Source organism: Pseudomonas moraviensis subsp. stanleyae (assembly GCF_036283065.1).
Classification (GTDB): domain Bacteria; phylum Pseudomonadota; class Gammaproteobacteria; order Pseudomonadales; family Pseudomonadaceae; genus Aquipseudomonas; species Aquipseudomonas stanleyae.
The window spans coordinates 60,401-74,848 of the sequence record NZ_JAADJI010000004.1 but is presented as its reverse complement, the minus strand read 5'-3'; the positions used below and the strand labels follow the sequence as shown (position 1 = coordinate 74,848).

Below are 14,448 nucleotides of genomic sequence, written 5' to 3'. Positions count from 1 at the left end.
TCAATTTTCGTTTGGCTTGGTTCGTGATCAGCATTCGATAATGTTGACCGCCAGGCCGCCGCGGGCGGTTTCCTTGTATTTGCTTTTCATGTCGGCGCCGGTCTGGCGCATGGTGCGGATGACTTTGTCGAGGGAGACGAAATGCTGGCCGTCGCCACGCATGGCCATGCGCACGGCGTTGATGGCTTTCACCGAGCCCATCGCGTTGCGCTCGATGCACGGCACCTGCACCAGGCCGCCGATCGGGTCGCAAGTCAGGCCGAGGTTGTGTTCCATACCGATTTCCGCGGCGTTCTCGACTTGCTGCACGCTGCCGCCGAGCACTTCGCACAGGGCGCCGGCCGCCATCGAACAGGCCACACCGACTTCACCCTGACAGCCAACTTCGGCGCCGGAGATCGAAGCGTTTTCCTTGTAAAGAATGCCGATCGCGGCAGCGGTCAGCAGAAAGCGTACGACGCCGTCGTCATTCGCCCCGGGGATAAACCGTATGTAGTAATGCAGCACCGCCGGAATGATCCCGGCCGCGCCATTGGTTGGCGCAGTGACCACGCGCCCACCGTTGGCGTTTTCTTCGTTGACCGCCAGTGCGTAGAGGTTGACCCAATCAAGCACCGACAGCGGATCACGCAGGGCCGATTCCGGGTTCTTGCACAGTTGCCGATGCAACGCTGCGGCCCGGCGCTTGACCTTCAAACCACCCGGCAGAATCCCCTCGTTTCGGCAGCCGGCAGCAACGCAGTCCTGCATCACCTGCCAGATTTTCAGCAGGCCGGCACGGGTTTCCGCTTCCGGGCGCCAGGCGCTTTCATTGGTCAGCATCACCTGGCTGATCGATAGCCCGTAGGTGGCGCAATGGCCAAGCAAGTCCTTGGCGCTTTTGAACGGGAAAGTCAGCGGCGTCGCATCTTCGACGATGCGGTCAGCGCCAGCGGCATCTTCATCGACGACAAAACCACCGCCGACCGAATAGTACTCGCGGCTGCGAATCTGAATTCCGGCCGCATCGAAGGCGCGAAAGATCATGCCGTTGGGGTGGTAGGCCAACGGTTTGCGGATCATTGCCAGATGTTCTTTCTCGTTGAACGCAATGCTGTGCTCGCCGAGCAGATTCAGCCGGCCGTTGCCGCGAATCTCCTGCAAGCGCGCGGCAACGGTTTCGGTGTCGACCGTGTCCGGGTGCTCGCCTTCAAGGCCGAGCAACACGGCTTTGTCGCTGCCGTGACCTTTGCCGGTAGCGCCCAGCGAACCGTACAGCTCGACGCGCACGCTGGCGGTGCTGGTTAAAAGGTTTTCACGGCGCAGACCCTCGGCGAAACGCGCAGCGGCGCGCATCGGGCCGACGGTATGGGAACTGGAGGGACCGATGCCAATCTTGAACAGGTCGAACACGCTTAACGACATGGGGGGCTCCTGCGGAGCAGTTGTGAGCTTCAAGCTGCAAGCTGCAAGTAAAAGCGGATCGGGTTTTCCTTGCAGCTGGTATTCGCGCCGCGATACATGCAGCAAGACGCAAGCCGCAAGTAAAAAGCCGATCCGCCTTTAACTTGCAGCTTGCAGCTAGAAACTTGCAGCTGCCGCTCTTAAGCGTAGCTTTCGATCGACGGGCAGGCGCATACCAGGTTGCGATCGCCGAAGACGTTGTCGACCCGGCCGACCGGCGGCCAGTATTTGCCTTCGATCAGCGACGCGACCGGGTAAACCGCTTGCTCGCGGCTGTACGGATGGGTCCATTCGCCGACCAGTTCCGCTGCGGTGTGCGGGGCGTTTTTCAGTGGGTTGTCTTCCTTGTCCAGGGTGCCGTTTTCCACTGCGCGGATTTCTTCGCGGATGCGGATCATCGCGTCACAGAAACGGTCCAGCTCTTCCTTGGATTCGCTTTCGGTCGGCTCGATCATCAGCGTGCCGGCGACCGGGAACGACATGGTCGGGGCGTGGAAGCCGAAGTCGATCAGGCGCTTGGCGACGTCATCGACGCTGATGCCGCTGCTGTCTTTCAACGGACGCAGATCGAGGATGCACTCGTGTGCGACCAGGCCGTTGCTGCCCGAGTACAGCACTGGATAGTGCTCTTCAAGACGACGGGCGATGTAGTTGGCGTTGAGGATCGCCAGTTGCGAAGCGCGCTTCAGCCCGGCGCCACCCATCATGCGGATGTACATCCAGGTGATCGGCAGAATGCTTGCGCTGCCGAACGGCGCCGCGCAGACCGCACCTTCCTTGCGTGCCATCTGGCCGTGGCCCGGCAGGAACGGGGTCAGATGCGATTTGACGCCGATCGGGCCGACGCCCGGGCCGCCACCGCCGTGCGGGATGCAGAAGGTTTTGTGCAGGTTCAGGTGGGAGACGTCGCCGCCGAACTTGCCCGGGGCGCAGAGGCCGACCATGGCGTTCATGTTGGCGCCGTCGATATACACCTGGCCGCCGTTGTCGTGAATGATCGCGCAGATTTCGCGGATGCCTTCTTCGAACACGCCGTGGGTCGACGGGTAGGTGATCATCAGCGCGGCGAGGTGCTCGCGGTGCTCAATGGCTTTGGCACGCAGGTCTTCGATGTCGACGTTGCCGCGCGCATCGCACGCGGTAACGACCACGCGCATGCCGGCCATTTGTGCGGTGGCCGGGTTGGTGCCGTGGGCCGACGACGGGATCAGGCAGATGTCGCGGCGCTCATCGCCACGGCTCTGGTGATAGGCGCGGATCGCCAACAGGCCAGCGTATTCACCTTGCGAACCGGCGTTCGGTTGCAGCGAGATCGAGTCGTAACCGGTGGCGGCGCAGAGCATCGCTTCCAGCTCGTCAGTCAGTTGCTGATAACCGGCGCTTTGTGCGGCCGGGGCGAACGGGTGCAGCGCACCGAACTCGGCCCAGGTCACCGGGATCATTTCGCTGGCAGCGTTGAGTTTCATGGTGCACGAGCCCAGCGGGATCATCGTGCGATCCAGTGCCAGGTCCTTGTCGGCCAGTTTGCGCAGGTAGCGCATCAGCTCGGTTTCCGAGTGATAACGGTTGAATACCGGGTGGCTGAGGATCGGCGACTGACGCACCAGCGCAGCAGGGATGCTGCTCTGTACCGAAGCAGCCAGCGCAGCGAAGTCCGGCAGGGTCTTGCCGTCGGCGAACAGGCCCCACAGGGTTTCGATATCCGCCTGGGTGGTGGTTTCGTCGACCGACAGGCCCAGACGTTCGGCGTCGATCACACGCAGGTTGATCTGCGCAGCGTGCGCCTTGTCGTGCAGTGCGGCGGTGTGTGCGCCGGTGGCGACGGTCAGGGTGTCGAAGAAACTGGTTTGTTCGACTTGAGCGCCGAGAGCGGTCAGGCCTTTGGCCAGGATCGCGGTCAGATGATGCACGCGGTTGGCGATCTGGGTCAGTCCTTTCGGACCGTGATAAACGGCATACATGCTGGCGATGTTGGCCAGCAGGACCTGGGCGGTGCAGATGTTCGACGTGGCCTTTTCGCGACGGATGTGTTGCTCGCGGGTCTGCATCGCCAGACGCAGGGCCGGCTTGCCGAAGCGGTCAACCGAGACACCGACCAGACGGCCCGGCATATCGCGTTTGAACGCATCCTTGGTGGAGAAGTAAGCGGCGTGCGGGCCACCGAAGCCCAGCGGCACGCCGAAGCGTTGCGCCGAACCGATCGCCACGTCAGCACCGAACTCGCCCGGTGCGGTGAGCAGGGTCAGTGCCAGCAGATCAGCGGCCACGGCCACCAGCGCGTTGGCGGCGTGGAAGCGTTCGGTCAGTTCGCGGTAGTCGAACAGGTCACCGTTGCTCGCCGGGTATTGCAGCAGTGCGCCGAAAAATGGCGTCACGTCGGTCAGCTCGCGCTCATCGCCGACAACGACATCGATGCCCAGAGGCTCGGCACGGGTGCGCAGCACGTCGAGGGTTTGCGGGTGGCTATGGATCGAGGCGAAGAATTGGTGGCTGCCCTTGTTCTTGCTCAGGCGCTTGCAGAAGGTCATGGCTTCGGCAGCGGCGGTGGCTTCGTCGAGCAAGGATGCGTTGGCGATCGGCAGGCCGGTGAGGTCGCTGATCAGGGTCTGGAAGTTCAGCAGCGCTTCGAGACGGCCCTGAGAAATTTCTGGCTGGTAGGGTGTGTAAGCGGTGTACCAGGCCGGGTTTTCCAGCAGGTTGCGCAGGATCGGCGACGGCGTGTGGCAGTTGTAGTAGCCCTGGCCGATGTAGGTTTTGAACAGCTGGTTTTTGCCCGCGATCGACTTGATCATCGCCAGCGCGTCGGCTTCGCTGAGGCCGTCGTCCATGCCGAGCACGCTGGTGCCCTTGATGCTTTCCGGAATGACGCTGGCGCTCAAGGCTTCGAGGGAGTCGAAGCCGAGGCTGTTGAGCATGGCTTGCTCATCACCGGCGCGCGGGCCGATGTGACGGGCGATGAATTCGTTGGCGGTGCCGAGATTGATGGCGGTCATGGCGTAACTCCTCAGGCTTCGGCTTGGGCTTTGATCAGACGGTCGTAGGCGTCCTGGTCTAGCAGTTTGCCGACAGCGGCGGCGTCGCTTGGCTGGAAGCGGAAGAACCAGCCTTCGCCCAGCGGGTCTTCGTTGACCAGTTCCGGAGCATCTTGCAGCGCCGGGTTGACTTCCAGCACGTCGCCATCGAGCGGCATGTACACACCGCTGGCGGCTTTCACCGATTCCACGGTGGCGGCTTCGGCGCCTTTTTCGTAAGCCTGCAGCTCAGGCAGTTGCACGAACACCACGTCGCCCAGGGCGTTCTGCGCGAATGCGGTGATGCCGACAGTGACACTGCCGTCGGCTTCGGTGCGCAGCCATTCGTGATCTTCAGTAAAACGCAACTCGCTCATGGAAACTCCTCAGGGCCAGACTCGTCTGGTGGACGCGGTGGTAAGCGTGGGGCGGGGAAGCCCTCATGGATGAGGAGACAGGTAGCAAGAATGCGGCCAAGGTTGAATTATTCATGCAAATCAATGGTTTGGCTGGATGCGGTGTTTTGCGGGAAGTTGCTTCTGTAGCGAAATCGCTACAGCCAGGTGCGAGGATAAAAGCTGAACGGGATCAAAGCCTTGCGCAGCGGTGATCAAGGGAGCGTGTAGCGATATCGTTCCGCTGTAGCGCTTTCGGTACAGATGGAGGTCGTTTTTGAACGGATTTCGAATTCGCCATAAAAACTTGTGGGAGCGAGCCTGCTCGCGAAGAGGGCGTGTCAGGCGCCAGCTATTTTGCTGATAGACCGCTTTCGCGAGCAGGCTCGCTCCCACATGGGGAATTTCCCGCAATAGGGATATGAGGTGCTCTCAGGGTTTGTTCGGGATGCCGTACTTGCGCAGTCGATGGGCGATGGCGGTGTGCGAGGTCTGCAGGCGGCTCGCCAGTTGGCGGGTCGAGGGATAGCTGACATAGAGCGTTTCCAGCAGCTCCCTTTCGAACGATTCGACCGCTTGTTCGAGACTTTCCACATCAGTGTCGGCCTGGCGCGCCACCGAGGTGCCGGCGATGTCGAGGTCGCCGATATCGACCAGGCTGCTTTCGCAAATCGCCGCCGCGCGGAAAATCACGTTCTGCAACTGCCGCACGTTGCCCGGCCAGCGATTGCCAAGCAGCGCCGGATACGTACCCGGTGCCAGACGACAGACCGGGCGCTGGATCTGCGCACAGGCCTGCTGCATGAAGTAACGCGCCAGCAGCAGAATGTCCTGGCCGCGTTCACGCAGCGGCGGCACTTCGACGTTGAGCACGTTGAGGCGATAAAACAGGTCTTCGCGGAACAGGCCTTCGCTGACCATTTTTTCCAGGTTGCGGTGGGTCGCGCTGAGGATGCGCACGTTGACCTTCACTTCACGATCCCCGCCCACTCGACGAAAGCTGCCGTCGTTGAGAAAACGCAGCAGTTTCGCCTGCAAGTACGGCGACATCTCGCCGATCTCATCGAGAAACACCGTGCCCTGGTTGGCCAGTTCCATCAGTCCCGGTTTACCGCCACGCGCGGCGCCGGTGAAGGCGCCGGGGGCGTAGCCGAACAGTTCGCTCTCGGCGAGGTTTTCCGGCAGTGCCGCGCAGTTCAACGCCAGAAAAGGAGCGCTGTGCCGCGCACTGATCGCGTGACAGGCGCGGGCGACGAGTTCTTTACCGGTGCCGGTCTCGCCCTGAATCAACAGCGGTGCATCAAGGGCCGCGACCCGTTGCGCACGGGCCTTGAGCGTGCGGATCGCCGGGGACTCGCCGAGCAGCGCGTCGAAGCCTTCGGCGTGGTCGTGGTGCAAAGCCGAGAGTTGTTCGCCGATGCGGTTCGGTTGATAGAGGGTGAGCAGGGCGCCGGCGTCGGTGATCGGCGTGGCGTCGAGCAACAGGGTCTGGCCGTTGACAGTGATTTCGCGCAGCGGCAGGCGGAAGCCGTTTTCGAGCAGGGTGTCGAGCAGGCCGGGATCATTGAACAGCGCCGAGACACTTTCGCCGGCCGGTTCGCGACCGTACAACGCGATCAACGCCGGATTGGCCAGCAACACCTTGCCGGCGCTGTCGAGCGCCAGCACCGGATCGGTCATCGCCGCGAGCAATGCGTCGAGCTGCAAATGCCGGCGCTGGCCGGGCAGGATATCGACCACGGTTACCGCTACCACGCCGAGCACGCGAAACAGCGCATCTTTCAGTTCTTCGAGCACTTGCGGGCTCAGGGTCGGCGCGTCGATGTAGACGTTCGGCGGAATCATCTCCACCGCATCCAGATTGAGATTGCGCCCACCGAGGATAGCCAGGACTTCCTGGGTGATGCCGACGCGGTCGATGAAGCTGACGTGGATACGCATGGGGGCGGTTCAGTGATCTGCAGAGCGGAGGGGGGCAAGTATGCCTTGGGCTTGGATAGAGGTGAAAGCAAAAGCACCCTCACCCCAGCCCTCTCCCGGAGGGAGAGGGGGCCGACCGAGGCGTCTGGGCGTTATGCATCGACCTGAGAAAACCGGTCGATTATGGATTCAGTGATGCAACATCAGGTCGGCAGCAATGCTGCAGCATCCCCCAATCGGTCCCCTCTCCCTCCGGGAGAGGGCTAGGGTGAGGGGCTTTTGATTTTTATTCGAAATGCTCGGGATTGACCGGATCCCCGGACTGCATATTCAACTTCTGCCGAATGTCTTCGAACATCAGATCGTAATGCTTGTGCACCGAGCCGATCTGGCTGTGAGCCTTGGGGATTCCGTACTTCTCGGCGATCCGCGTGACATCGCGGGCGAAGTTGTAGGCCTCTTCCTTGGGCAGGAAAAACGTCTCCTTCATGTCCTTGCCCTGCATGCTGCCATGCAGGGTGAACTGAATCCCTTTGCCTTTCTGCGGATCGGTGAACACTTCATAGTCCAGATGCACGTTGTAATTGACGTCATCCGGCGTCAACGCGTGCCGCTCGATATGCAGGTGACCGGGTTCGAATTGGGCCATTGAGCTACTCCTTTCAAGGCATGGGAGCGGGGCAGGTGTTGAATCTGCCCCGGTGTTTATTGTTATCGGTAGCTGATCCCCGGCTTCGCCGTGCTGACCCGCGTACCGGCGGTGCCCTGGACGATGGCTTCGATATCAGCCAGCGAACCGATCACCGCGACCTTGCCAGTATGGCGCGCGAATTCGCAGGCTGCCTGCACCTTCGGCCCCATGGAGCCGGCGGCGAAACCGAGGCGTTCGAGTTCGTCCGGGTGGGCTTCGGCGATGGCTTTCTGAGTGGGTTTGCCGTAGTCGATGAACGCCGCGTTGACGTCGGTGGCGATCACCAGCAGGTCGGCTTCCAGTTGCTCGGCGAGCAGCGACGAGCACAGGTCCTTGTCGATCACCGCCTCGATGCCTTTGAGATTGCGCTGCTCGTCGTACATGGTCGGAATGCCGCCGCCACCGGCGCAAATGACGATGCTGCCCTTGTCCAGCAGCCACTTGATCGGGCGGATTTCGAAGATGCGTTTCGGCCGTGGACTGGCGACGACGCGGCGGAATTTGTCGCCGTCGGCAGCAATCGCCCAGCCCTTCTCGGTGGCGAGTTTTTCCGCTTCGGCTTTTTCATACACCGGGCCGATCGGCTTGGTCGGGTTCTTGAAGGCCGGGTCGTTGGCGTCGACTTCGACCTGGGTGAGCAGGGTGGCGAACGGCACTTCGAAGTCGAGCAGATTGCCCAGTTCCTGTTCGATGATGTAGCCGATCATGCCCTCGGTTTCGGCGCCGAGCACGTCCAGCGGGTACGGAGTGACGGAAGTGTAGGCCGCCGCTTGCAGCGACAGCAGCCCGACTTGCGGGCCATTGCCGTGGGCGATGACCAGTTGGTTGCCGGGATGGATCTTGGCGATTTGCTCGGTGGCGATGCGGATGTTGGCGCGCTGGTTGTCAGCGGTCATCGGCTCACCACGGCGGAGCAGGGCGTTACCGCCCAGGGCTACGACGATACGCATGGTGCAATCCTTCTAAGCAGAGGAGTGGCAAACGACTCGATCTCTCTGTCGAAACCGGGAACCTGTGGGAGCGAGCCTGCTCGCGAATGCGGTATGTCATTCAACAGTGATGTTGTCTGAAATGACGCTTTCGCGAGCAGGCTCGCTCCCACCTTTGGCTCCTGTTCCTTCAGTGGGAGCGCAGTGGCGTCAGAGATCAGCCAGGGTCGAAACCAGAATCGCCTTGATCGTGTGCATGCGGTTTTCCGCTTGCTCGAAGGCGATGCAGGCCGGCGACTCGAACACGTCGTCGGTCACTTCGATGCCGTTTTTCAGATGCGGATATTGCTCGGCGATCTGTTTGCCGACCTTGGTGTCGCTGTTATGGAACGCCGGCAGGCAGTGCATGAACTTGGTGCGCGGGTTGCCGGTGGCTTTCATCAGCTCGGCGTTGACCTGATACGGCAGCAGCTGCTGGATGCGCTCGGCCCAGGCTTCCACTGGCTCGCCCATCGACACCCAGACGTCGGTGTGAATGAAATCGACGCCTTTGACCGCTTCCTTCGGATCTTCGGTGAGGGTGATGCGCGCACCACTTTCCTCACCGTATTTTTTGCAGCGCGCCACCAGCTCGTCCAGCGGCCACAGGGCTTTTGGCGCGCAGATGCGCACGTCCATGCCGAGTTTGGCGCCGATCAGCAGCAGCGAGTTGCCCATGTTGTTGCGCGCATCGCCGAGGTAGGCGTAGCTGATTTCATGGATCGGCTTGTCGGCGTGCTCACGCATGGTCAGCACGTCGGCGATCATCTGGGTCGGGTGATATTCATCGGTCAGGCCGTTGAACACCGGCACACCGGCAAACTTGGCCAGCTCTTCGACGATTTCCTGTTTGAAGCCACGGTATTCGATAGCGTCGTACATGCGCCCGAGCACGCGGGCGGTGTCCTTCATGCTTTCCTTGTGGCCGATCTGCGAGGAGTTCGGGTCGATGTAGGTGACGTTGGCGCCCTGGTCATAGGCCGCCACTTCGAATGCACAACGGGTGCGGGTCGAGGTTTTCTCGAAGATCAGGGCGATATTGTTGCCCTTCAGGTGTTGCTGCTCGGTGCCGGTGTATTTCGCGCGTTTGAGATCGCGGGACAGGTCGAGCAGATAACGCAATTCGCGAGGGGTGTGGTGTTCCAGGCTCAGCAAATTACGGTTGTGGATATTAAAAGCCATGATGGATCTCCTTCGGTGTCGGTTATCCCCCTGGCCGCACTGGGTAAGTGCCGGCCAGGGCTCAGAGGTTTAGTAATCGATCGGGTCGCGGATGATCGGGCAGGTCATGCAGTGGCCGCCGCCACGGCCGCGACCGAGTTCGCCGGCGCTGATGGTGATGACCTCAACGCCAGCCTTGCGCAGCAGGGTGTTGGTGTAGGTGTTGCGGTCGTAGCCGATGACCACGCCGGGCTCCATCGCCACCACGTTGTTGCCGTCGTCCCATTGCTCGCGCTCGGCGGCGAAGCTGTTGCCGCCGGTTTCCACCACGCGCAGTTTCGGCAGGTTGAGCGCAGCGGCGACGGTGTCGAGGAAGCTGCCTTCTTCGCGGCGGATGTCGATGCCGCCCTGCTTGCTTTCGTCAGGGCGCAGGGTGAAGGCGACGATCTGGTTGACCACTTCCGGGAAGATCGTCACCAGGTCGCGGTCGCAGAAGCTGAACACGGTGTCCAGGTGCATCGCCGCGCGAGACTTCGGCAGGCCGGCGACGATGACTTTTTCCACAGCCTTGTTGTTGAACAGGTTCAGCGCCAGTTGGCCGATGGCCTGACGCGATGAACGCTCGCCCATGCCGATCAGCACCACACCGTTGCCGATCGGCATGACGTCGCCGCCCTCAAGCGTCGAGTTGCCGTGATCCTTGTCGGGGTCGCCGTACCAGATCTCGAATTCGGCGTTGGTGAATTGCGGATGGAATTTGTAGATGGCGGTGGTCAGCAGGGTTTCCTGACGGCGCGCCGGCCAGTACATCGGGTTTAGCGTCACGCCACCGTAGATCCAGCAGGTGGTGTCGCGGGTGAACTGGGTGTTGGGCAGCGGCGGCAGGATGAAGCTGGAGTGGCCGAGGAAGTCGCGGAACATCTGGATGGTCTTGCCACCGAAGCTGTCCGGCAGATCATCGGCCGAGACGCCGCCAATCAAAAATTCGGCGATGTGCCGTGGCTCGAGGCTTTTCAGCCAGGATTTCACTTCGCTGATCAGGCCCAGGCCTACCGAGTCGGCAGTGACCTTGCGTTCAAGAATCCAGTCCAGCGCCTCGGGGATGGCAACGATGTCGGTCAGCAGGTTGTGCATTTCCAGCACGTCGATGCCGCGCTCGCGCATCTTGGTGACGAAGTCGAAGTGGTCGCGCTTGGCCTGCGCCACCCACAGCACGTCGTCGAACAGCAGTTCATCGCAGTTGTTCGGGGTCAGCCGCTGATGGGCCAGACCTGGGGAGCAAACCATGACTTTACGCAGTTTCCCGGCTTCGGAGTGGACGCCGTACTTCACTTTTTCCGTGGTCATTTCTGTGTTCCTCCAGATGACAGATCAATCAGGGGTTACAGCGTCAGGAAGCCATCGTAGAGACCGTAGGCCGCCACCACGGCGCCCACGACCACTGCGGCGAAAATCAGCTTCTCGACGGTGGTGAAAACCGGTTGTTTGAGTTCCAGCTTGGCCTTGGCGAACAGGATCGCCCCAGGCGCATAGAGCAGGGCCGACAGCAGCAGGTACTTGACCCCGCCGGCGTACAACAACCACACCGCATAGATCAGGGCGATACCGCCAATGATCAGATCCTTGCGCCGCTCGGCGGCAAAGCCTTCGTAGCTCTCGCCGCGCACCGCCAGCAGCAGGGCATAGGCCGCCGACCACAGGTAGGGCACCAGAATCATCGAGGTGGCGAGGTAGATCAGCGACAGATAAGTGCTGGCCGAGAACAGCGTGATGATGAGGAAAATCTGCACCATCGCATTGGTCAGCCACAGGGCGTTGACCGGCACGTGGTTGGCGTTTTCCTTGCGCAGAAACTCCGGCATGGTGTGGTCTTTGGCGGCGGCGAACATGATCTCCGCACACAGCAGCACCCACGACAGCAGCGCCCCCAGCAGCGAAATGATCAGACCGACGCTGATCAGCACCGCGCCCCAGTGGCCCACGACGTGTTCAAGCACGGCGGCCATCGACGGGTTCTGCAGTTTTGCCAGTTCCGGCTGGGTCATGATGCCCAGCGACAGCACATTCACCAGCACCAGAAACAGCAGCACGGTGATGAAGCCGATCACGGTCGCCTTGCCCACATCCGAACGTTTCTCGGCGCGGGCGGAGAAGATGCTCGCGCCTTCGATGCCGATGAACACCCAGACGGTGACCAGCATCATGTTGCGCACCTGGTTCATCACACTGCCCAGATCAGGGTTTTTCACGCCCCAGATGTCGGCGGTGAAGATGTCGAGTTTGAACGCGAAGATGGCGATCAGCACGAACAGCAACAGCGGCACGACCTTGGCGACAGTGGTCACGAGGTTGATGAACGCCGCCTCCTTGATCCCACGCAGCACCAGAAAATGCACGCCCCACAGCAACAACGACGCGCCGATCACCGCCGCCGGCGTATTGCCTTCGCCGAAGATCGGAAAGAAGTAGCCGAGGGTGCTGAACAGCAGAACGAAGTAGCCAACGTTGCCCAGCCAGGCACTGATCCAGTAGCCCCAGGCGGACGAGAAACCCATGTAGTCGCCGAATCCGGCCTTGGCGTAGGCGTAGACCCCGCCGTCCAGGTCAGGCTTGCGATTGGCGAGGGTCTGAAAGACGAAAGCGAGGGTGAGCATGCCGACGGCGGTAATGGCCCAGCCGATCAGCACGGCACCGACGTCGGCGCTGGCAGCCATGTTTTGTGGCAAGGAAAATATCCCGCCGCCGATCATTGAACCGACTACCAGTGCAACCAGTGCACCGAGTCTTAGTTTTCCGGGCGCTTCAGACATTTGCATGACTCCATTGCAGGAAAGGAGAGCTCACAGCCTAGTACCGTTGTCTGTTCGAACAGCTGACTTGGATCAGTGCATGGTCACATTCCATTGTTAATGAATGACTTATCCACCCGTTGCGGGGCAAGACTCGGTGCTCTGGGAGGCCCGTTCCAGAGCCGTTTCGCTAACGCAATTGGGAATAGCTATTAATGCTTTCGAACTATGACGCTAGTTGCTTTTGCGCGTTTGGCAAATGTCCGTCATCTGTTTTCAGTACAGAATCGAATTATCAGGATCAGCGCACAAAACTGACTTAACGTGCTACGCGTTATCGTCATCAGCTATATAAAAGTGTCCTCGATCAGGCATTACCTGATAAACGTCATCTACTCTTAGCTTTTTAGTCAGCTGTTGTTACAAATGAGCAACAGCGGCTTTTCCAAGGAGATCTGCATGTCGCAACCGACGCAAAAGCTGCGCCTTGGTGCGTTGATCGCGCTGGTGGTGGGGTCGATGATCGGCGGGGGGATTTTCTCTCTGCCGCAGAACATGGCGGCGCGCGCCGATGCCGGGGCAATCCTGATCGGTTGGGGCATCACCGCGATCGGCATGCTGACGCTGGCGTTCGTCTTTCAGACCCTGGCCAATCGCAAACCGGAGCTGGACTCGGGCGTCTATGCCTACGCCAAGGCCGGGTTCGGCGATTACATGGGTTTCTCGTCGGCCTGGGGTTACTGGATCAGTGCGTGGCTGGGCAACGTCGGTTATTTCGTCCTGCTGTTCAGCACCCTCGGCTATTTCTTTCCGGTGTTCGGCCAGGGCAATACGCCGATCGCCATCGGCTGCGCCTCGGTGCTGTTGTGGGCGGTGCATTTTCTGGTGATGCGCGGGATCAAGGAGGCGGCGCTGATCAACCAGTTGACCACCGTGGCCAAGGTCGTGCCGCTGATCATGTTCATCGTCATCGCTGCCGTGGCGTTCAAGGCGGACATCTTCACCCGCGACATCTGGGGCCGCAGCAATCCGAACTTCGGCGGGGTGATGGATCAGGTGCGCAACATGATGCTGGTCACCGTGTTCGTCTTCATCGGCATTGAAGGCGCCAGCGTCTATTCGGCCCGCGCGGAGAAACGCAGCGACGTCGGCCGCGCCACGGTGATCGGCTTTCTCGGCGTGCTGGCGCTGCTGGTGCTGGTCAACGTGCTGTCGCTGGGGATCATGAGCCAGCCGGAACTGGCCAATCTGCAGAACCCTTCACTGGCGGCGGTGCTCGAACACATTGTCGGGCCGTGGGGCGCGTTGCTGATCAGCGTCGGGCTGGCGATTTCGCTGTTGGGCGCATTGCTGTCGTGGGCTCTGCTGTGCGCAGAAATCCTCTTCGCCACGGCCAAGGACAAGACCATGCCGGCGTTCCTGAAGAAGGAAAACAAGAATCACGTACCGGTCAATGCGCTGTGGCTGACCAATGCGATGATCCAGATTTTCCTGCTGATCACGCTGTTCTCGGCGGGGACTTACACCAGTCTGATTTACCTGGCCTCGTCGATGATTCTGGTGCCGTACCTATGGTCGGCGGCGTACGCGGTGCTGCTCAGCGGGCGCGGCGAAACCTACGAACACGCCTCGGCCGAACGCACCAAGGATCTGCTGATCGGCGGCATCGCACTGGTTTACGCGGTGTGGCTGTTGTATGCCGGCGGGGTGAAGTATCTGCTGCTGTCGGCGCTGTTGTATGCCCCTGGGGTGATCCTGTTTGCCAAGGCCAAGCATGAACAGGGCCAGCCGGTTTTTACCATGGTAGAGAAAGGGATTTTTGCCTGCGTGGTGATTGGCGCGGGGCTGGCGGCTTATGGGTTGTATAGCGGGGTGTTGTCGTTGTGATCTGAAAAGCCGCCCCTCACCCTAGCCCTGTCCCAGAGGGAGAGGGGACCGATTGTGGGATATTGGCGAATTACGCCGACGTGAAAGACCTTTACCGAATCCATAATCGACTGGTTTTTTCAGGTCGGCGTATAGCGCAAGACACCTCGGTAGGCCCCCCTCTCCCTCCGGGAGAGGGCTGGG

General features: G+C 60.9%; 11 protein-coding genes. 2 read left to right on the top strand and 9 right to left on the bottom strand.

Annotation, left to right across the window (positions count from 1 at the left end):
* Nucleotides 1–27: 27 nt before the first annotated feature.
* From GXB78_RS07815 to gcvH, 3 genes are all read right to left on the bottom strand, one after another.
* Nucleotides 28–1,404, bottom strand: coding sequence for an L-serine ammonia-lyase (locus tag GXB78_RS07815; protein WP_329514996.1), 1,377 nt, complete (start codon nt 1,402–1,404; stop codon nt 28–30).
* Nucleotides 1,405–1,583: 179 nt separating this feature from the next.
* Nucleotides 1,584–4,436, bottom strand: a complete 2,853-nt coding sequence (gcvP, locus tag GXB78_RS07810; protein WP_329514995.1) for an aminomethyl-transferring glycine dehydrogenase — start codon at nt 4,434–4,436, stop codon at nt 1,584–1,586.
* 11 nt (nt 4,437–4,447) lie between these two features.
* Nucleotides 4,448–4,831, bottom strand: coding sequence for a glycine cleavage system protein GcvH (gcvH, locus tag GXB78_RS07805; RefSeq protein ID WP_039758162.1), 384 nt, complete (start codon nt 4,829–4,831; stop codon nt 4,448–4,450).
* Nucleotides 4,832–4,896: 65 nt separating this feature from the next.
* On the opposite strand from gcvH, the gene GXB78_RS07800 reads away from it, so the two are divergent.
* The gene (locus GXB78_RS07800; protein WP_329514994.1) at nt 4,897–5,064 is read left to right on the top strand and encodes a hypothetical protein; all 168 of its coding nucleotides are present in this window, start codon (nt 4,897–4,899) and stop codon (nt 5,062–5,064) included.
* 217 nt (nt 5,065–5,281) lie between these two features.
* Here GXB78_RS07800 and GXB78_RS07795 read toward each other — a convergent pair whose 3' ends face one another.
* From GXB78_RS07795 to arcD (GXB78_RS07765), 6 genes are all read right to left on the bottom strand, one after another.
* Nucleotides 5,282–6,790 carry a sigma-54-dependent transcriptional regulator gene (locus GXB78_RS07795; protein ID WP_329514993.1) on the bottom strand — a complete coding sequence of 503 codons (1,509 nt, stop codon included), beginning with the start codon at nt 6,788–6,790 and terminating at the stop codon, nt 5,282–5,284.
* 265 nt (nt 6,791–7,055) lie between these two features.
* The gene (locus GXB78_RS07790; protein WP_329514992.1) at nt 7,056–7,418 is read right to left on the bottom strand and encodes a DUF5064 family protein; all 363 of its coding nucleotides are present in this window, start codon (nt 7,416–7,418) and stop codon (nt 7,056–7,058) included.
* A gap of 62 nt (nt 7,419–7,480) precedes the next feature.
* Nucleotides 7,481–8,410 (bottom strand): carbamate kinase, encoded by a 930-nt coding sequence (arcC, locus tag GXB78_RS07785; protein WP_329514991.1) that lies wholly within the window; start codon nt 8,408–8,410, stop codon nt 7,481–7,483.
* Between the two features lie 189 nt (nt 8,411–8,599).
* Nucleotides 8,600–9,610, bottom strand: a complete 1,011-nt coding sequence (locus tag GXB78_RS07775; protein WP_329514990.1) for an ornithine carbamoyltransferase — start codon at nt 9,608–9,610, stop codon at nt 8,600–8,602.
* A gap of 69 nt (nt 9,611–9,679) precedes the next feature.
* Nucleotides 9,680–10,936 carry an arginine deiminase gene (arcA, locus tag GXB78_RS07770; RefSeq protein ID WP_064364996.1) on the bottom strand — a complete coding sequence of 419 codons (1,257 nt, stop codon included), beginning with the start codon at nt 10,934–10,936 and terminating at the stop codon, nt 9,680–9,682.
* A 35-nt stretch (nt 10,937–10,971) separates the two neighbouring features.
* Nucleotides 10,972–12,399, bottom strand: a complete 1,428-nt coding sequence (arcD, locus tag GXB78_RS07765; RefSeq protein WP_329514989.1) for an arginine-ornithine antiporter — start codon at nt 12,397–12,399, stop codon at nt 10,972–10,974.
* A 438-nt stretch (nt 12,400–12,837) separates the two neighbouring features.
* On the opposite strand from arcD (GXB78_RS07765), the gene arcD (GXB78_RS07760) reads away from it, so the two are divergent.
* The gene (arcD, locus tag GXB78_RS07760; RefSeq protein WP_329514988.1) at nt 12,838–14,265 is read left to right on the top strand and encodes an arginine-ornithine antiporter; all 1,428 of its coding nucleotides are present in this window, start codon (nt 12,838–12,840) and stop codon (nt 14,263–14,265) included.
* Nucleotides 14,266–14,448: the final 183 nt, after the last annotated feature.